Below are 18,392 nucleotides of genomic sequence, written 5' to 3' on the forward strand. Positions count from 1 at the left end.
CTGCATCACTCCCCCGGGATCAGCAGACCGTCGAGCACGAGCTGGCGGATGCGGGGCTCGAGGTCGGCCCACAGGTCGACGAGCGGCACCTCGAACAGGTCGGCCAGAGCTGCGACGATCTGCATCACCGTGAGCTCGCCGTCGCAGGCCCCGACGAGAGCGGCGAGCGCCGGGTCGACCGCGATGGTCCGTGCGAAGCCACCGCCCTGACGCAGTTCGATGATGCTCGGATCGTCGTTGCCCGGAAGCAGATGTCGTGCCTCGGTGACATCCGGAGCGACGATCAGCGTCGTAGGCAGTCCTTCTGCGAGCACGTCGTGCGCCGCGAGACCCGAACGCAGCGCCCCGCCTACGTTCGAGACGGGCTGTGCGACGCGCTCGAGACGACGCAGGGGCGCTCCGTCGCCTGCCGGCCGCCGCACCAGGATGTAGCCGAATCCGACGGCGGTGACGCCACGCGCGGCGAAGTCATCGAGCCATGCGGTGAGCAGCGGGGTGAACGCGGCATCGCGGGGCGTCGTGCCTCCGTCGCGGATCCATAGCTCTGCGTAGCCCAGCGGCGACAGCTCTTCGCGCTGGATGACCCACAGATCGAGGTCGCCAGGAACCCACGACGAGAGGCGATCGAGACCCGCGCGTCCACTCAGCGATACCTGGCCACCGCGCGACTCCCAGTTGCCGAGCAGCTGTGCCACGCCTCCCGGGGTCAGGAAAGACGGAACCGCACGGAGGAACTGCTCGACGAGCGCGTCACCGACGAGTCCCCCGTCGCGATACTCGTACTCGGGGACCCCTTCCGCGCGCGGGGTGATCACGAAGGGCGGGTTCGACACGATCAGGTCGAACGCCTCTCCCCCGACCGGCTCGAACATGCTGCCCGATCGGAACTCGATGTTCGAGACGCCGTTCAGCTGGGCGTTCAACTCGGCATAGGCGAGCGCTCGCGCCGAGATGTCCGTGGCGACGACGGATCCTGCGTGACGAGCGACGAGCAGTGCCTGGATGCCGCATCCGGTGCCGAGATCGAGGGCACGGTCGACCTCGATCGGCATGATGACCTCGGCCAGCGTGCGGGAGGCGCCGCCGACTCCGAGCACGTGATCCGCGGGCAGCGCGCCGTCGAGCGCCACCTCGTCGAGATCGCTGGCGATCCACCATTCGCCGATCCCCTCGGCGTCGACGAACGACTGGGGACGCAGCAGCGCAGTGGGGATCACCTCGTCGCCCTCGATCCTCGCGAGGCCGAGGGCCACGAGGCCGTCCGCTCCGAGTCTCGGGAGAGCCGTCGTCACCGCGGCGATCGGCTGCGGCATCCCGAGCACCAACAGCCTGCCGAGAGTCGCGAGCACACCGTCGTCACCGGCGATCGCGCGCAGGATCGGCTCGCGCATGCCTCTGGCCAGCGCGTCGTCCTCCTCCTCGCCCCACAGGCGACGGAGCGGCTCCGAGCGGAGATCCGCGGCGTCGAGATCTGCGGCGAGCGCGGTGCTGCGGAGCGGATCGGGCGTGGGGGCGAGGGTGTCGGACACGGCCGTCACTCTACGCGTCTTCAGGGTTCTCATTCAGCCAGCGGCCTAGAATCACAGGGTCACCACTCACGAGCAGCCTGGGATCCCGGCGTTCGAGGAAGACCTTCATGACCGCGACCATCTTCGAGAACGGCCTCCGCACGCGCCTGCAGCGCCTGGCGCGCGGGTCCGTCATCTCGGCGATCGTACTCGGCCTGGTCAGCACGGGCGCAGGCAGCGCGGTCGCAGCCGCCGATGACGAGTCAGAGGCGTCCTCCGTCGAGCTCCTGTTGTCGGCGGGGGTGCGCGGAACGGTCGCCCCTGGCACAGCGACGACGGCCTCGATCACCGTGCAGAACGACGCGAAGTCCGAACTCTCCGCCGGACGAGTCACTCTGGAGATCAACCGCACTCCGCTCGCGGACGAAGCCTCGGTCACGACGTGGCTGAATGACTCCGACGCCACAGGGGGTTTCGACCAGCTCGGAACCGACACCGTCGCACCGGTCGACGCCGAGACCTCCGCGACCACGAGCCTCTTCCTGCCTCCCGAAGTTCTCGGCGACCTCGCACCGGGTGTGTACCCGCTGCGCGCGACGCTCAGCGGAGCGCAGAACGAGGGTCAGGATGCCGCGCGAACGGTGACGTCGACATCCGTGCTCGTGGTGACCGCTGCCGCGAATCCGCCCGTCGCCGTGATGGTGCCGATCACGGCGACGCCCTCCGACGGCGCCCTTCTCACCGCGGACGAGCTCAGCGCTCTCACCGCGCCCGACGGCGCACTCACCGCGACGATCGAGGGTGTCCGAGGCACGTCCGCGATCCTGGCGATCGACCCGGCGATCCCCGCCGCCATCCGCGTGCTCGGCTCTTCGGCGCCGCAGAGCGCGCGCGAGTGGCTGCGACTTCTCGACGCTCTGCCCAACGAGCGGTTCTCTCTGCAGTTCGGCGATGCCGACGCCACCACACAGGCGCAGGCGGGTCTTCCGGGACTGCTGCAGCCCACGACGCTCGCGCCGTTCCTCACCCTCAGCAGCTTCACCGAGCCTCCGGACGAGACCCCCACCGCGACTCCTGCGCCGACTCCCGCCTCGCTGCCGACGGATGGCAGCGCACCGACTCCCGTGCCGACACCGAGTGATGAGCCGAGCCCTCAGCCCACCGACGGTCCGGTGCTGCCCGACGACGCACAGCTCATGGCCGTCGAGGGGTCGACCCCCGGCATTCTGTGGCCCCGCAGCGATGTCTCCGCCGCCGATCTCGACACGTTCTCGACGTACCTGAGCGGCGGCGCGGTCACTGTCCTCTCCTCTGCAGCGGTCGGCGGTGTGGTCGGCGCGCACGCCGCGATCGATTCGCACAGCGTGCTGGTCGCCGTGGATGCCGCATCGGATGCTCTGTCGCAGGCGGCGAGCGAAGACGACGACGCCGCCCGTCAGCAGTCGCTGGCCGAGGCGAGCGCTTATCTCGCCCTGTCAGCTCAGGCGAGTCCGACGACGCCGCTTCTGATCGGACTCGACCGCGACGAGACCCGCACCGCTGATGCGCTCAGAGAGGCCGTCTCATCGGTCGACTCCCTCGGGTTCGGTCTCTCCGAGGTCCTCGCGATCCCGGCGACGCCCTCGACCCTTTCGACCGAGCCCGACCCGGCACGAGCCACGGCCCTGCAGGGGATGCTCGACAGCGAGATCGTGCTCGGCGAGTTCTCCACGATCCTCGACGACAGCCAGCTTCTGCTGAGCCCCAAGCGCATCCAGATCATGCGGGCGACCGCGGTCGGCCTGACGGACAAGGGCTTCTCAGAGGCCGTCGCCGACGTGAACGAGCAGACGACCGAGACGCTGAACGCGGTCGACATCCCTCCGGCGAGCACCATCCAGCTGCTCTCCGCCAACGCCGACCTCCCGTTCTCGGTGCGCAACGACCTGCCATGGCCGGTGAACATCGAGCTCACGGTGAAGCCGAGCGACCCGCGCCTCGAGGTGCAGTCCGTCACGCCGTGGACGATCCAGCCCGGCACGACGACGAGGGTGAAGGTCCCCGTGTCGGCCCGAGTGGGCAGTGGCGAGGTCACCCTGACGCTGTCGCTCTCGAGCCCCACCGGTGTGCCGATCAGTCAGCCCGAGCGCGTGCGCGTCTCGGTGCGGGCCGAATGGGAGACCATCGGGCTCGCCGCATTCGGCGGTCTGATCGTGCTGCTGCTCGGTCTCGGCATCATCCGCACCGTCCGACGCCGGCGGCGTGAAGCCCTCGCCGGCGACGAAGAACAGGCGACCTCCTCACCGGATGCCGTCGAGGAGCTGAATGAGTAGTCTCGGCCGCGCCAGCGCACTGATCGGCGCCGGAACGCTCATCTCGCGCGTCACCGGGCTTCTGCGAACCATCGTCCTCGTCGGCGTGATCGGCTCGGTCGGTGCGGGCGCCGCAGACGCCTTCGCGATCGCGAATCAGCTGCCGAACAACGTCTTCTCTCTCATCTCGGTGGGCGTGCTGACCGCGGTGATCATCCCGCAGATCGTCAAGGCGACAGCGGACGCCGACGGTGGCAACGCCTTCATCTCGAAGCTCTTCACGCTCGGCACCGTCGTGCTGGTCGTCATCACGGGTATCGCCACGATCGCCGCGCCCTGGCTCGTGTGGCTCTACGCCGGCAAGGAGGGTTCAGCGGAGTTCCTCGCGCTCGCGACGGCGTTCGCGTACTGGTGCATGCCGCAGATCCTCTTCTACGGGCTCTACGCGCTGCTGGGCGAGGCGCTCAACGCACGGCGGATCTTCGGGCCTTTCACCTGGGCGCCGGTCGTCAACAACATCGTGTCGATCGCAGGCTTCCTCGTCGTGGGCGCGCTGTTCGGCGGCCCGCTCACCCGCGTCTCCGACTGGACTCCCGAGATGATCGCCGCCCTCGGTGGAACGGCCACGCTCGGCATCGTGATCCAGGCCGCGATCCTGCTGATCTTCTGGCGCCGCACGGGTCTCGCGCTCCGCCCCGACTTCCGTTGGCGCGGCGTCGGACTCGGCAACGTCGGACGGCTCGCCGGATGGACGTTCCTCATGGCGCTGACGAGCCTCGGCGCCGGACTCGTGCAGACCCAGATCCTCACCGAAGCCTCCGGACGAGGCGCGTCCGTCGCCACCTTCCAGTACGCCTGGCTGATCTTCATGCTCCCGTACTCGATCATCGTGCTGTCGATCGGCACGCCCTACTTCACGCAGATCAGCGAGCACGCGGCGGCCGGCAGACATGCCGAGGTCCGCGCAGACATCGCCCAGAGCATCCGCACCCTGCTCTTCTTCATCGCCGTCGCCGTCGCCGCGGTCGCCGCGGCAGCGATTCCGGCGTCGCGAGTCTTCACCAATCAGGCGTCGCACGCCGAAGAAGCGGCGCTGGTGCTGCTCGCCTTCCTCGTGTGCCTGGTTCCGCTGACGATCCTCTTCATCGTGCAACGCACTTTCTACGCCTACGGCGACACCCGCACGCCCTTCTGGTTCACGCTGTTCCAGTGCGCTCTCGTGGTCGTCACCGCTCTGGTCGCGCAGTGGCTGCTCGCCGCCGAGATCATCGAGGTGACCATGCTGGCCGCAGCCATCGCGCTGGGCCAGTCGATCGCGAGCACCCTGCAGATGATCGTGGCCAGCTGGCTGCTGCACCGCAAGATCGGCGGACTCCAGATCCGCACCTGGATGACCGCTGTCGTCCGCTACGCCGTCGCTGCCGTTCCTGCCGGGTTCGCCGGGTGGGGCGTCTTCCTCCTGCTCGGCGGCCCGACCGGGTGGACCACGTCCGACAAGATCCAGGGAGCCATCGGCACCTGCATCATCGGCCTCGCCGTCGTGGTCGTCTACATCGGCATCCTGGCTGTCCTGCGCGCTCCGGAGCTCAAGGTCGCGAGCGGCATGCTGCGGCGTTTCCTGCCGCGCCGCTGAGCCCCCTCGCGCGGGAATGTCGCGCGGTTACCATTGGTTGAAGCAGTCGAACGTCTTTCGGCGTCTCAGCATCTACGACGGAGAGCACATGCGTCAGGTCATCATCATCGGTTCCGGTCCCGCCGGATTCACCGCCGCCATCTATGCGGCGCGCGCGAACCTCAAGCCGCTGCTCATCGCGAGCACGGTCGAGGTCGGCGGAGAGCTGATGAACACCACCGAGGTCGAGAACTACCCCGGCTTCCCCGAGGGGATCCAGGGCCCCGAGCTCATGGCGAAGTTCCAGGAGCAGGCTGAGAAGTTCGGCACCGAGGTCGTCTATGACGACGTCACCGAGCTCGACCTCGCCGGCCCCGTCAAGAAGGTCACCCTCGGCAGCGGAACGGTGCACGAGACCCAGTCGCTGATCTACGCGACCGGCTCCGCCTATCGCAAGCTCGGCATCGAGGGCGAAGAGCGCCTGTCGGGCTACGGCGTCTCGTGGTGCGCCACCTGCGACGGCTTCTTCTTCCGCGAGAAGACGATCGCCGTCGTCGGCGGCGGCGACTCGGCGATGGAAGAGGCCACGTTCCTCACCCGCTTCGCCGAGAAGGTCTACGTCATCCACCGCAAGGACACCCTGCGCGCCTCGAAGATCATGCAGGAGCGGGCCTTCGCGAATGAGAAGATCGAGTTCGTCTGGAACAGCGAGGTCGCCGAGATCCTCGGTGGCGATTCCGTCACGGGCGTGCAGCTGCGCAACACGGTCGACGGCACGCTGAGCGAGCTCGCGCTCGACGGCCTGTTCATCGCGATCGGCAACGACCCGCGCACGCACCTCGTGCACGACAAGCTCGAGCTGACCGCTGAGGGCACCATCTGGGTCGACGGCCGTTCGTCCGTCACCTCGGTCCCCGGTGTGTTCGCCGCCGGCGACGTGATCGACCCCACCTACCGTCAGGCCATCACGGCTGCTGGCTCGGGCACGGTCGCCGCTCTCGACGCCGAGCACTTCCTGGCGGACCTCGAAGACGCCTCGGTCGAGTTCCCGGCCGCCGAAGCCGCTGAGATCATCACCGCCTGAGCGGACGGGAACACTTTCACCTCGCCCGCTGTTGTAGCAGGCGAACCTCGAATCAAGGAGAACTCTGATGAGTGCAAAGGCTACGAGCCAGGCGACCTGGGAGCAGGACGTTCTGCAGGCCGAAGGTCCCGTCCTCGTGGACTTCTGGGCCGAGTGGTGCGGACCGTGTCGTATGGTCGCCCCCGTTCTGGACCAGATCCAGGCGGACAACCCCGACAAGATCACCATCCTCAAGCTGAACGTGGACGAGAACCCGCAGCTGGCGATGAAGTACCAGATCACCTCGATCCCCGCGATGAAGGTGTTCCAGGGCGGTGAGGTCAAGACGACCATCATCGGCGCCAAGCCGAAGCCGGCCCTCGAGCAGGACCTCGCGGCTTTCATCGGCTGATCCTGCAGTCTTCAGGGCCGTCACCCCTCCGGGTGGCGGCCCTTTCTCGTACCCAGCCGCTTCCGTCCCCATTCCTGAGACGAGAGCCGACTACTTGTCGGAGATCCGCACCGGAGGAAGTCCTCGAGACGCTCGAGCGCGGTCGACGAGCTCCTGGATGATGGGGGACTTCGCGGCGTTGTAGGTCGTCCTCCCCCTCGCCTGGGCGGCGACGGCGTCGCACTTCGCATGCGAGTAGCGATCGGCATCCTCCGGATGCTCCAGAAGCCAGTCCCGCAGGATGCGCTGGTGCACCGCATCCCACTCCTCCTCGACGAAGAAGTGCACGATCGCGATCCGCACGCCGTCAGATTCGCGGATCATGACCGGGTGCGTGCGCACAGCGCTTCCCAGGCGCCATCCTGCGGCTTCCAGAGCGGCCCTGCGCGCGTCGAAGTCGCTGCGATCGACGATGCGGACGGCCAGGTCGATGATCGGCTTGGCGCGCATGCCGGGGATCGCCGTCGATCCGATGTGTTCGATCAGCCAATCCGCGTCCGCGACCGCGTGAATCTCAGCGGCGAACGCCTCGAACTGCTTCGGCCACTCCGGGTCGTAGGAGACGAGCATTCGCGGCACGATAGGTGCCTAGGAGGCGTCGGCGACGGACGGGTCCCAGCGTCGGTGCCGCTGCTTCTCGTCGAGAAGGCCCCAGACCGCCGGCGTGAGCTCGGGGTACTCCAGCGCGATCTGACGCAGCACCCGGTAGTGCCGAGCCGCGTTCGGTCGCACACCGTCGTTCGCGGTGATGTTGTCGGCTCGCAGCAGGTAGACGACGAGCTCATCGACGCTCGGCAGCTCCTCCATGAACTCCCATGGGTCTTCCCCGCCGAGGAGTCTCTCCTGGATCAGCACGGCGAGTTCGTCCGACGCTTCTGCTCTCAGCACTTCGAGGCTGGCGCGGCGCGGAACTGACTCGGTCATGCTTCCAGCCTACGTCGCCCTGCGGGTGCCCCGGCGCTCCACCTTCAGCTCGTCCGTCATCTCCTCGAGCTCGCGACCCTTGGTCTCGGGCACCTTGAAGTACACGAAGAAGAACGACAGCAGCGCGAAGAACGCGTAGAAGCCGTAGGCGAATGTGAGGCCGATCTCGGCGAACACAGGGAAGGTGGTCGAGATGAAGAAGTTCGCTGCCCACTGGGCTGCTGCCGCGACCGCGAGTGCGCCGGCGCGGATCGAGTTCGGGAAGATCTCTCCCAGAAGGACCCAGACGAGCGGACCCCAGGTGGCACCGAAGAAGACCACGAAGCCGTTCGCGCAGATGAGGGCGACGGTCGCCCACGGGTCAGGCAGGGTCGCTGTGCCCTCGGCGTTCAGCTCACCGAACGAGAAGGCGAGCGCCATGAGGCCCAGCGTCACCGTCATACCCACAGAGCCGACGAGAAGCATGATGCGTCGGCCGACCTTGTCGACCAGCAGGATCGCGATGATGGTGACCACGATGTTCGTCACCGACGTGATGACGGAGGTCAGCAGGGCGCTCGACTCATCGAAGCCGACGGACTGCCACAGTGTCGTCGAGTAGTAGAAGATGACGTTGATGCCGACGAACTGCTGGAACACGGAGAGCAGGATGCCGACCCACACGATCGGCTTGAGCCCCAGACGACTGCCCCGCAGGTCGCTCAGCGACTCCTTGCGCTCGGTGTCGATGGTGCTGGTGATCTCCTGGATCTTCGCGTCGACGTCAACGGCCCCCGTGACCGTCTCGAGCACCTGGGACGCGCCTTTCAGATCGCCCTTGCGCACGAGATATCGCGGCGATTCGGGCAGACGGAACGACATGATCCCGTAGACGAGTGCGGGCACCGCCTCGATGATGAACATCCATCTCCAGGCGGTGAGTCCCCACAGAGGCTGGTCTGCGGCACCCGCGAGGCCCGCCAGCCACGCGTCGGAGAGCAGAGCGGCGAAGATTCCGGTGACGATGGCGAGCTGCTGCAGAGAGCCCAGTCGACCTCGCACCCGGGCAGGCGAGACCTCGGCGATGTATGCGGGAGCGATGACGGATGCCGCACCGACACCGAGACCACCCACCACTCGCCAGATGATGAGGTCGACGACACTGAACGCGAGTCCCGAGCCGATGGCGGAGACGAAGAACATCGCCGCCGCGAAGACCATCACGGGGATTCGCCCGCGTTTGTTCGCAATCGGTCCTGCGAACCACGCACCGACGGCACACCCGATCAGGGCCGACGACACCGCGAAGCCCTTGAGCCCGACCCCGAGGTCGAAGCCCGAGACGTTCCCCGCGAGAGCATCGACAGCGCCGTTGATCACGGCGGTATCGAATCCGAAGAGGAAGCCACCGAGTGCTGCGGCGATACTCACCGCGATGACGCGGCGTTGGAACTTCACTGGACTCGCTGCTCCGGACATGACTCCCCCTCATCGACGAGATGTCGAGAGTCTACGACCGCTCAGGGGTCGAGCGGCGGTATCACGCCGGACCGTACCCCGATTCGCCCAGTTCACCGAGGATGCGGTTCAGATCCTGAATCGATGCGAAATCGATGATGACCTGGCCTTTTCGAGCGCCCAGCGACACCTTGACGCGAGTGTTGAGGCGATCCCCGAGGTTGCCGGCCACCTCGTCGAGGTACGCCCGTCGAGCGCCCGGAGTCGGCTTCGCCGTCCGGCCGGGTGCTGCGGGCTCCGTCTTCGCAGCGACCTCGGTCGCGCGCACCGACAGGTCCTCGTTCACGACCTTGTCGGCGAGACGCTGCATGGCCTCGGGTGACTCCAGGCTGAGGATCGCGCGAGCGTGTCCAGCCGTCAGCACCCCCGCCGCCACACGCTGCTGCACGGGAACGGGGAGCTTGAGCAGACGGATCGTATTGCTGATCTGAGGGCGCGACCGACCGATCCGCGTGGCGAGCTCTTCCTGGGTGATCCCGAAGTCCTCGAGCAGCTGCTGGTATGCCGAGGCCTCTTCGAGCGGATTCAGCTCGGAGCGGTGCAGGTTCTCGAGCAGAGCATCGCGCAGGAGATCTTCGTCGGCAGTCTCGCGGACGATCGCCGGGATCTTCTCGAGGCCCGCCTCCCGCGCGGCGCGGGTGCGCCGCTCCCCCATGATCAGCTCATACTCGCCGTCGCTGTTCTTGCGAACGACCACCGGCTGCAGAACGCCGAACTCACGCACGCTGTGCACGAGCTCTGCGAGGTCCTCGGGATTGAAGTGCGTGCGCGGCTGACGCGGGTTCGGCACGATCTTCTGCGGATCGACCTCGACGAGGTGGATGCCGGGAACGACCTCGAGGTCGGCTTCTGCTGCGGGCTGGTCACTGGTCTGCTCCGTCGCCGGACGCAGATTGGCTCCGGGGAAGAACACATCCACGGGACGCTCGGACTGATCAGCCGTCGGGATGAGGGCTCCGATGCCCCGACCCAGTCCAGTGCGCTTCGCCATCATTTCTCCTTGCTCTGCGTCGCCGTCCGCGACGCGATCTCGACAGCGGCCTCGCGATACGCGACGGCGCCGGCGGATTGCCCATCGTAGGCGATCACGGTCTGACCGAAACTCGGTGCTTCCGACACCCGCACGGAACGCGGGATGACGGTGTCGAGCACCTGTTCGGGGAAGTGTGTGCGGACCTCGTCCGCCACCTGCTGCGCGAGTCGCGTGCGTCCGTCGAACATCGTCAGCAGGATCGTGGAGAGGTGCAGTCCGGGATTCAGGTGCTTCTGGATCATCTGGATGCTGCCGAGCAGTTGACTCAGACCCTCGAGCGCGTAGTACTCGCACTGGATGGGGATGAAGACCTCGTTCGCCGCGGTGAAGGCGTTGATCGTGAGCAGCCCGAGCGACGGAGGGCAGTCGATGATGACGAAGTCCATACGGTTGTCGACGAGATACTCCTCGAGCGCACGTCGCAGTCGATGCTCCCGTGCGACCTGCGCGACGAGTTCGATCTCTGCGCCGGCGAGATGGATGGTGCTCGGTGCACAGAAGAGGTTCTCGTCCTCGGGACTCTGCTGCACGATGTCGGCGAGCGGGGTGTCTTCGATCAGGACGTCATAGACGCTCGGAGTCTCGGCGTTGTGCGGCACTCCGAGCGCGGTCGAGGCGTTGCCCTGAGGGTCCAGATCGACCACAAGGACCCGTGCGCCAAGACCCGCGAGTGCAGAGGCGACATTGACGGCGCTCGTCGTCTTACCGACGCCGCCCTTCTGGTTGGAGACCGTCAGGATGCGGGTGTCGCCGGCGAAGTCGATGGACACGGTCTCGAGTGCTCTGCGTCGTGCGGAGAGATCGGCGAGTTCCCGCGCGAGGGGCGTATCCATCCCGAAAGAGTCCTTCGGTGATGCCTTTTCGGGCTGTTTCACGTGAAACATCCACTCCTTTCGGGGCCGTGTTCCACTCTAATCGCTGCGGCAGACGTTGCCTTCTCGAATCCTTCCTGAGTCGTGCAGGCCGGTGATAACTCGTCCGGACGTGCCGTTGCGGAGAGAATGGCACTTTCGCCTTCTGGCCTGGGTGTTCATTGTGCCGTTGAACGTCCTGACGCACCGGAGATAGGGCTACACGCATGGAGGGACGACGTCCACGCACTGCACCATCTGTCGCGCCGGCGACCAGTTCGTGTCGGTGGTTGCACGGGCGTGAGGAGAGCAGGTGTCTCTGTCCTCGGCCCACACGGATGTCGCGCCCTCTGTGAAAGAGGCTGCCCGCTAGCGGCTTACGGGACTCAACGAGCCTCCGTCGCTGACGCCCCTCGTTTCGGGGAGACCGACCGGTCACAAAGGACTCGTCAGCATCCTTCACACCACTATCGCGTGGAACCGGATCCTCCCGTGTGCGCCGAGGTCCGTGGTGACGGTCGACAGCCGCATAGTTTCACGTGAAACATCTGACGCATATCGGCCTCGATCAAGATCGTAGGAGCTGCTCGATCCGGTCGACGACGGCGGTCAGCGGTTGAGTTGCGTCGATCTCGGACGTGCATGTCGCCCGCAGTAGCGGCTCCACGGTCTCGAGGTTCGTGCGAATCTCGTCTTGCTGCACCGTCGTCGAGCCGTAGGGATTCGAAGAGCGCCGACGAACACGATCGAGCATCACCGAAATAGGCGCTGACAGGAGCACCACATGGTCGAATCGGTCGTAGAAGGCACCCTGATTCGACACCGTGCCAGACACGATGACTTCGGTGCTCTCCCCGAGTAGCGCACCCATCAAGACCTCGTCCCACAGTCCCGACTCGGCTGTCCATGGTCCATAATCGGTGTCGACGACGGAGTATCCCCGCTCCCCCAGTACCTGCAGCGCGCTGGACTTGCCGACGCCAGACATCCCAGTGATGAGCATGCGCACCATGCATTCACCATATCGATGTTTCACGTGGAACATCGCCGACGTGAGTGACAGGAGCGTTCTACCCGGACCGCGTGCAGGCGGACGAAATTGCCTCCGCGTCCAGAGCTGCTCCGGCTAGCCGAGCGGTAGCAGGCCCCCACTCTTGCTTCGGGTTCTACGCTGGCTCGAGCCGGTGCATCACCGTGAGCGGCGAGGGGCTTCACTCCGCTGCGTAATCGCCTGCGCTCATTGCCTCAGGGTCGTCTCACCAGTGAACCTCACCCCCGAGGTCACCCACGCGCGAATCACCTAGTCGTCACAGACGCATCGTGCACGCCACGCACGGCTTCAGACAGCCCAGCCACGTCGATTGACGAAGGGTAGCGCCGTAGTCACGTGGGACCGACCTTTCGGGTGGAGCCCCACCCATCTCATCGCGAGTCCTACGGTGTTTCACGTGAAACATCTGCTCAGACGGACCCGACAGAATTACGTCGTGCGCATGCTGCACAGCTATCAAGGATTGGGCCAAGGCGCGTCGACGGCCTCGGCTCCTCGCTGCAAGCATCGCTCTAGAGTCAGCTCGCCCGCCTTGGGTCCGGTGAGGATCTAGTGCGTGGCGTCGATCCGCAAAGGAACCGCAGGCGCGAAACACCACTCACGGTGTTTCACGTGAAACGTTCGTCTACTGCGTCCCGTCTGCTCTTCCCTTGCGCCATACTGACGGCAAGTCAGCACGAGCCACGCCCACCGGCTGGCCACGGTTGCCGAGCTCGGGTGGTGCACGGATCCGCCCCTGAACTGGGGTTTATCCGAGAACCCCGCCCGCGACCGCCGCAGCAGACCTCGGGGTGCACCTCGCTGGCATCCGCAGCAGGGGCATCAGCAACGACCGCGTGCGTCCCATTGCGGGTAGCCCTCCAGAGCGCTGCTGCTCGGGCTCTCGGTGCGACACCGAGCCTCGCGCCTGCTCACGATTTCTATCGTTCAAACCGGGGACCGCCGCTTCTCGGGCCAAGAATCCCCGCGCCTTCGAGACGCCCGATGACTCGTCACATCAATGAGCTAGCGACTGTCTCGCGAGCGGGGCTTCGCAAACTACTCACTGGGATCGTGACGCGATCACTAGTCTTTGAAACCGTCCACCCGACGGTGTACGGGCACCCAGCAACGACGCGCCACTAGCGCGCCCTCAATCGCCCACGTCGCGGCCGGCCCCGAGACCCTCCCCCTGTTCCTGCTATCGCGCGGTCGCGATCATCCGAAGCCATCACGACCCGCCGCTCGATGTTTCACGTGAAACACTTGTGCCTGCCGCATAGCGCGACGCGGTCGGCCCGAGGAAAGACGTCCATTCGCGCCAGGAAGGCTTGTCACTCACTCAAGCCATGCTGCGAAGAACCCCGGTAAGACTGAGCAGGGTGGTGCCAGGTCACCATGTCGTCCGGATGTTTTCAGCGGTAGCAGGGCAGGGCTGCTGCCTGACCGGTTCCGCCGCGATGCCCCGAGTGAAAGTTCCAGTTATGTTCGGCCGCCCCACCACGCCTGGAGCAGACGGTCCCGCTCCTCGGCGCCATGATCTGGTTGTCAGCTCGCAACGCTCCCCCGGCGGATGGTGTGGACCGGGATGACACCCGTAGCCACGCCAAGGGCACCGCGATCCGTTCCGTGGCAGCGACACAACGATTGTTTCACGTGAAACATACGACTCCCGGCGGACCCGCGCCCCGGTCCACGAGCTCTGAGCGCCACACGTGCGCTCCACCACGCGCGGACCCCACTCAGTGGTCAGAACGCCCAACAGACGGCACACGGCACACGGCACACGGCACACGTCCGAGTAGCGCAGGTCAGATCACGAGAGCGCAGATCAGAACAGGAGAGATCACTGCAGACCGCACGGTGTAGTGCGGTCTAGGGCAGTTCAGTGAGGTGAAGTCCGCTGCTGTGAAGTGACGTGGGTCGAAAAGCAAAGATCCAGGCCCGGCGCTAAGAAGAAGGGATGCTCGCAGCACTGCTCCCCAGCGCAGCGACGAGCATCGCAGCGCACAGTAGCCGTCCGCAGTGCCTCGAAGTGCGGCTGAGTGGCACAGATCAGACCAGCGAGCGCAACGCCCTCGTGACCCGGACCACCGCAAGTTGTCGGCGGAATCCCTTCACCCCACCTCGGCCCACCTCGGGCCGCCTCGGCTTGCCCCCGCATGGCAGTCGACCATCCATGTTTCACGTGAAACATCGTCAGGACCCCCGGTCGTTCCCAGAGGGGCGAACACTCTCGCTTACGAGCACACGGGGACAGACCCATTCCGGATTCCGACACCGGACACGTCTGCTGTGAAGCCTGATCTGTCGTGCCACACGCCCACGTTCCGTTACCACCGACCGTGATCCCGGGACAGTCTTTGACGGCGAGGGCAGAGTGCCGGCGGCTATCCGGCACTGCTGACCGTATCCAGCAGCGCTTGAGTGCCTCGTCACGTCGCAACGGAGCTCCCACACAAGTGCACGACCAGGGTCGGAAGAAAACCCTTCTCATCAGCCATAAACTCGAATCGTGGCACGATCGTCGAGGGACTCTACCGGCCTCGCGCGGTGACCAGGTCCGGCTCAACCGGACGAGCCCCCGACAAAAGACTCATATGCTGCAGAGGCAGATCACAACAGTGCCTGGCCCATGACCACCGTGCGTGGCCAAGTCACCCACCACCTGCGCTCTAGCGCGCGGGTACATCTCGAACGCGGAATGTAGGTCCATCCCCCGACGGAGGTCAGCTTCCTAAGCCGCGGCATCGACCTGTCAGCGGACGACTGCCCTCACCACGCGGGTCGTCTCGGGCAGTACGTTCTCGCCGAGAGTCTCGACGCGGACGTCCGACAGGCGGAACTTCTTGATCTGCTTCTGCGCTGCTTCGATCTCGTTGGCGGCATTCATTCCCTTGAGAAGGGTGAGTTCGCCTCCATCACGCACGAGCGGAGCGGTGAGCGGGATCAGCGTCTTCAGAGCACTGACCGCACGAGCTGTCACGACGTCGAAGCTCGCAGGAGTCACCTCCTCGGCACGCGCGCGCAGAACTTCGACATTGGTGAGCTTCAGCTCGGCGACCTGCTCGTTCAGCCAGATCACCCGGCGCTCCATCGGCTCGACGAGCGTCCAGTGCACATCAGGTCGCGCGATCGCGAGGACGATACCGGGCAGCCCCGCACCCGAACCGATGTCCGCGACTGAACCGTGGAACAACGGGGCGGCGATGACACTGTTCAAGATGTGCCGGGACCACAAACGCGGGAGCTCGAGAGGACCGATGAGTCCTCGCTCCTCGCCATGCTGAGCGAGAGCCCCCGTGAACTGCCGGGCCAGCTCGATCCGATCGCCGAAAAGATCGACCGCCACCGACGGTTCGATCTCCAGGTCACTCACGACAGCATCCTGCTGGCCTGACGTCGCATGTGAGACGTCAACGACGACGCAGAACAGTGTGGCGGTCGGCACCCTCGCCGTAGGACTCGGACACGAGACCCTGATCAGCCGCGATGTCGTGCACCAGCTTGCGCTCATAGCTGGACATGGCGGGCAGCGACGCCTGGGTCGCTCCATCGTCGAGCTTGGCTGCGGCGGCGTTCACGAGCGTCTCAAGCTGACGGCGGCGCGCATCGCGCGATCCGCCCACATCGAGGATCAATCGCGAGAACGAACCCGTCTTGCTCTGGACCGCAAGACGCGTGAGCTCCTGAAGCGCCTGCACCGTGTCGGGTGCAGACAGAAGCGCCAGTCCGTCTCCCTCAGCCTCGACCGAGACATATGCGCGGCCCTGCCGCACGTCGAGGTTGAGGTCCCCATCGATGTCGGCGATGTCGAGCAGCTCTTCGAGGTAGTCAGCGGCGACGTCGCCCTCGTTCTCGAGTTCTGCGACCGTGGGCTCCACGGTCTCGGTCACGTTGTCGGTCGTCACGAACCGCTCCCCTTCTTCTTCGAACGCTTCTTGCCCACCGGCTGCTGACGCTTGGGGGCCTGCGCCTTCGCGCGCTCCGCCTCTTCGAGCAGACGCTGCTGCTCTGCTTCGTATGCCGCCATCGGGACGACCTTGCCCGAGGCGTCGATCGCCTTGCCCTTGCGAGCAAGACGCTCTTCACGAGCCTTCGCAGCCTCAGATCCGGGAGTCGGCATCTCACGGATGACGAGGAACTGCTGTCCCATGGTCCAGAGGTTCGAGATGAACCAGTAGACGACCACGCCGAGCGGGAAGAAGATGCCCGAGAAGATGAAGCCGAGAGGCAGCACGTAGAGCATGATCTTCTGCATCTGGTACGCCTGGCCGGTCTTGGCTTCGGGCGACAGGTTCTTCGAGATGATCTGCAGCTGCGTGAAGAACTGCGACGCGATCATGAGCACGACGAGCGTGACCAGGATGATGATCGCTGTGGTGTTCCCTGCGTCGACCGCGTTCCCCAGCGTCTCGTGCAGCGATGCGACACCGAAGAGCTCGGCGTTGTAGAACTGCTCGGTGAGCTCGGCGTTCAGCAGACCGACGCCTCCGACACCCAGGTTGTGGTGCTTCGAGACGTCGCTCAGAACGCTGAACAGCGAGAAGAAGATGGGCATCTGCACAAGAAGCGGAAGACAGCTCGACATCGGCGTCGTGCCGTGCTTCTTGTAGAGCGCCATCGTCTCGCGGCTCATGGCCTCGCGAGAGAGCTGATCCTTCTTACCCCGGTACTTCTCTTGAACTTTTCGCAGCTCAGGAGCAATTTCCATCATCTTTCGCTGGCTCTTGATCTGCTTCACGAAGAGCGGGATCAGGGCAGCACGGACCACGATCACGAGACCGACGATCGACAGCACCCAGGTCAGACCGGATGCGGCAGGAAGACCGACGGCCGTGAACAGCCAGTGCCAGGCGACGAGCACGAGCTCGACGACCCACTTGAGGGGCCAGAGGATGGTTCCGATCAGATCGAAGCCGCCGGAGGCAGGCTCCGGCGAGGGTGTTGCGCTGGCGAGCAGAAGGTCAAGACCCACCGATCAATCCTTTCGGGCAGGGACGACGAAACCGTGAGCGGTCAGGTCATAACGGAAGTGTTCGTGCGGACGGACGTCATCGACGCCGCCGTGGCTCCAGGGATTGCAACGAACGATGCGCCACGCCGAGAGCGCCGCTCCCCGCACTGCGCCGTGCTGTTGCACCGCACCTACAGCGTAAGCGGAACAAGATGGGTAATAGGCGCAGACATCTCCATACATCGGGGAGATCACCTTGCGGTACCCGGCGAGGAGCCCCAGGACGAGATTCCGGGGGATCAGCGGGATGCTGCGGATCGCGTCACCGGCATGAAGCTGAGCGGAGCCGATCGAGGATGCCGGAAGAGCGGTCATGGCCGCTGCCCGAGACGATCCAGACACCGGTTCACGTCCGCACTCAGCTCGGCGTAGGTCGCGGTCGCGGATGCAGGAAGGGCACGGATGACGACATCCGTGCCCTCGGGGACCCGCGTCAGCGCGTCCGCACACACGGCTTTGAGTCGCCGGCGCACGGTGTTGCGCACCACAGCGGTGCCCACCTGCTTGCTGATGATGAATCCGAACCTCGCGGCTCTGCTCTCGCCCGTCGTCAGCATCGAGGTGACGACCTTGGCTCCGCCACAACGGGATCCGCGTCGAACGACCAGTCGATAGTCGCTCCCGCGGGTCACACGATACGGGCGGGCGAGCACAGCGATCTACGCGGAGAGCTCGGTGCGGCCCTTCGCGCGACGAGCCGAAAGGATCGCGCGGCCGGCGCGGGTACGCATACGAAGACGGAAGCCGTGCTTCTTGGCGCGACGACGGTTGTTGGGCTGGAAGGTGCGCTTGCTCATGGAATCACTCCGGGAATGCTGCCACCGGGATCATTTTGACCGGAGACATAGGGATCTGCCGTTCAGGCATAAGTCAACCGATTAAGGGTACGTCTTGACGGCGCGCAGAGCAAATCTGCGCGCTTCGACCACCAGCTCAGGCACGATCCGCACAGCTATTATCCACAACCCTGCGGCATGCACGTATGAGCAACACGCGCGCGGATTCCCGTAGGCAGGTTGCCGTTCCCAGCCGTGGTGACTACCGTGGCATCCGAAGTTATCCACAGGCGGGCCGCGTCATCCAGACAGCCCGTCGTCCCCTCAGCACGGAGCGTC

At 65.6% G+C, this 18,392-nt stretch carries 17 protein-coding genes; 4 read left to right on the top strand and 13 right to left on the bottom strand.

The annotated features are described in order from the left end of the window. Nucleotides 1–5: 5 nt before the first annotated feature. Nucleotides 6–1,562 (bottom strand): DUF7059 domain-containing protein, encoded by a 1,557-nt coding sequence (locus BMW26_RS17295; protein WP_083569414.1) that lies wholly within the window; start codon nucleotides 1,560–1,562, stop codon nucleotides 6–8. A 74-nt stretch (nucleotides 1,563–1,636) separates the two neighbouring features. Here BMW26_RS17295 and BMW26_RS17300 point away from each other — a divergent pair, with 74 nt between their 5' ends. The 4 genes from BMW26_RS17300 (at nucleotide 1,637) to trxA (ending at nucleotide 6,886) form a co-directional block, all read left to right on the top strand. After that, nucleotides 1,637–3,820, top strand: a complete 2,184-nt coding sequence (locus BMW26_RS17300; protein WP_072592150.1) for a DUF6049 family protein — start codon at nucleotides 1,637–1,639, stop codon at nucleotides 3,818–3,820. Beyond that, nucleotides 3,813–5,432: a murein biosynthesis integral membrane protein MurJ gene (gene murJ, locus BMW26_RS17305; RefSeq protein WP_072592151.1), complete on the top strand. Its 1,620-nt coding sequence runs from the start codon at nucleotides 3,813–3,815 to the stop codon at nucleotides 5,430–5,432. The genes BMW26_RS17300 and murJ overlap by 8 nt, the downstream gene beginning before the upstream one ends. Before the next feature lie 88 nt (nucleotides 5,433–5,520). Continuing rightward, nucleotides 5,521–6,495 carry a thioredoxin-disulfide reductase gene (gene trxB, locus BMW26_RS17310; protein ID WP_072592410.1) on the top strand — a complete coding sequence of 325 codons (975 nt, stop codon included), beginning with the start codon at nucleotides 5,521–5,523 and terminating at the stop codon, nucleotides 6,493–6,495. Between the two features lie 67 nt (nucleotides 6,496–6,562). Further along, entirely contained in the window at nucleotides 6,563–6,886 is a 324-nt protein-coding gene (gene trxA, locus BMW26_RS17315; protein WP_042541543.1) for a thioredoxin, read from the top strand. 90 nt (nucleotides 6,887–6,976) lie between these two features. Here trxA and BMW26_RS17320 read toward each other — a convergent pair whose 3' ends face one another. The 12 genes from BMW26_RS17320 to rpmH form a co-directional block, all read right to left on the bottom strand. Beyond that, nucleotides 6,977–7,495 (bottom strand): GrpB family protein, encoded by a 519-nt coding sequence (locus tag BMW26_RS17320; RefSeq protein WP_072592152.1) that lies wholly within the window; start codon nucleotides 7,493–7,495, stop codon nucleotides 6,977–6,979. An 18-nt stretch (nucleotides 7,496–7,513) separates the two neighbouring features. Continuing rightward, the gene (locus tag BMW26_RS17325) at nucleotides 7,514–7,849 is read right to left on the bottom strand and encodes a hypothetical protein (protein WP_053098229.1); all 336 of its coding nucleotides are present in this window, start codon (nucleotides 7,847–7,849) and stop codon (nucleotides 7,514–7,516) included. 9 nt (nucleotides 7,850–7,858) lie between these two features. Continuing rightward, nucleotides 7,859–9,307: a sugar porter family MFS transporter gene (locus tag BMW26_RS17330; protein ID WP_053098230.1), complete on the bottom strand. Its 1,449-nt coding sequence runs from the start codon at nucleotides 9,305–9,307 to the stop codon at nucleotides 7,859–7,861. 61 nt (nucleotides 9,308–9,368) lie between these two features. Further along, entirely contained in the window at nucleotides 9,369–10,337 is a 969-nt protein-coding gene (locus BMW26_RS17335) for a ParB/RepB/Spo0J family partition protein (RefSeq protein ID WP_083569415.1), read from the bottom strand. After that, entirely contained in the window at nucleotides 10,337–11,212 is an 876-nt protein-coding gene (locus BMW26_RS17340) for a ParA family protein (RefSeq protein WP_198032355.1), read from the bottom strand. Before BMW26_RS17340 ends, BMW26_RS17335 begins: the two co-directional genes overlap by 1 nt. Nucleotides 11,213–11,798: 586 nt before the next feature. After that, nucleotides 11,799–12,242 (bottom strand): AAA family ATPase, encoded by a 444-nt coding sequence (locus BMW26_RS17345; RefSeq protein ID WP_072592155.1) that lies wholly within the window; start codon nucleotides 12,240–12,242, stop codon nucleotides 11,799–11,801. A gap of 2,776 nt (nucleotides 12,243–15,018) precedes the next feature. Next, a complete protein-coding gene (gene rsmG / locus BMW26_RS17350) occupies nucleotides 15,019–15,639 on the bottom strand; it encodes a 16S rRNA (guanine(527)-N(7))-methyltransferase RsmG (RefSeq protein WP_072592156.1) in 621 nt (206 codons plus the stop codon). Nucleotides 15,640–15,676: 37 nt separating this feature from the next. Beyond that, on the bottom strand, nucleotides 15,677–16,171 hold the full coding sequence (locus tag BMW26_RS17355) for a Jag family protein (RefSeq protein WP_056275682.1): 495 nt from the start codon (nucleotides 16,169–16,171) through the stop codon (nucleotides 15,677–15,679). Next, complete coding sequence (yidC, locus tag BMW26_RS17360; protein WP_056275685.1) at nucleotides 16,168–17,238, bottom strand: membrane protein insertase YidC; 1,071 nt, start codon at nucleotides 17,236–17,238, stop codon at nucleotides 16,168–16,170. Before yidC ends, BMW26_RS17355 begins: the two co-directional genes overlap by 4 nt. 3 nt (nucleotides 17,239–17,241) lie before the next feature. Next, entirely contained in the window at nucleotides 17,242–17,592 is a 351-nt protein-coding gene (gene yidD, locus BMW26_RS17365; RefSeq protein ID WP_072592157.1) for a membrane protein insertion efficiency factor YidD, read from the bottom strand. Further along, on the bottom strand, nucleotides 17,589–17,930 hold the full coding sequence (gene rnpA / locus BMW26_RS17370; protein WP_072592158.1) for a ribonuclease P protein component: 342 nt from the start codon (nucleotides 17,928–17,930) through the stop codon (nucleotides 17,589–17,591). Before rnpA ends, yidD begins: the two co-directional genes overlap by 4 nt. Before the next feature lie 6 nt (nucleotides 17,931–17,936). Next, entirely contained in the window at nucleotides 17,937–18,074 is a 138-nt protein-coding gene (rpmH, locus tag BMW26_RS17375; protein WP_022889115.1) for a 50S ribosomal protein L34, read from the bottom strand. Nucleotides 18,075–18,392 lie beyond the last annotated feature (318 nt).

This window comes from Microbacterium sp. 1.5R (assembly GCF_001889265.1).
GTDB lineage: Bacteria > Actinomycetota > Actinomycetes > Actinomycetales > Microbacteriaceae > Microbacterium.

Coding starts and splice junctions, on each gene's coding strand:
- BMW26_RS17300 (WP_072592150.1), top strand. CDS start 1,637: ATGACCGCGACCATCTTCGAGAACGGCCTCCGCACGCGCCTGCAGCGC.
- BMW26_RS17340 (WP_198032355.1), bottom strand. CDS start 11,212: ATGGATACGCCCCTCGCGCGGGAACTCGCCGATCTCTCCGCACGACGC.
- BMW26_RS17335 (WP_083569415.1), bottom strand. CDS start 10,337: ATGGCGAAGCGCACTGGACTGGGTCGGGGCATCGGAGCCCTCATCCCG.
- murJ (WP_072592151.1), top strand. CDS start 3,813: ATGAGTAGTCTCGGCCGCGCCAGCGCACTGATCGGCGCCGGAACGCTC.
- trxA (WP_042541543.1), top strand. CDS start 6,563: ATGAGTGCAAAGGCTACGAGCCAGGCGACCTGGGAGCAGGACGTTCTG.
- rpmH (WP_022889115.1), bottom strand. CDS start 18,074: ATGAGCAAGCGCACCTTCCAGCCCAACAACCGTCGTCGCGCCAAGAAG.
- BMW26_RS17325 (WP_053098229.1), bottom strand. CDS start 7,849: ATGACCGAGTCAGTTCCGCGCCGCGCCAGCCTCGAAGTGCTGAGAGCA.
- BMW26_RS17330 (WP_053098230.1), bottom strand. CDS start 9,307: ATGTCCGGAGCAGCGAGTCCAGTGAAGTTCCAACGCCGCGTCATCGCG.
- trxB (WP_072592410.1), top strand. CDS start 5,521: ATGCGTCAGGTCATCATCATCGGTTCCGGTCCCGCCGGATTCACCGCC.
- BMW26_RS17320 (WP_072592152.1), bottom strand. CDS start 7,495: ATGCTCGTCTCCTACGACCCGGAGTGGCCGAAGCAGTTCGAGGCGTTC.
- BMW26_RS17345 (WP_072592155.1), bottom strand. CDS start 12,242: ATGGTGCGCATGCTCATCACTGGGATGTCTGGCGTCGGCAAGTCCAGC.
- yidD (WP_072592157.1), bottom strand. CDS start 17,592: ATGACCGCTCTTCCGGCATCCTCGATCGGCTCCGCTCAGCTTCATGCC.
- BMW26_RS17295 (WP_083569414.1), bottom strand. CDS start 1,562: ATGAGAACCCTGAAGACGCGTAGAGTGACGGCCGTGTCCGACACCCTC.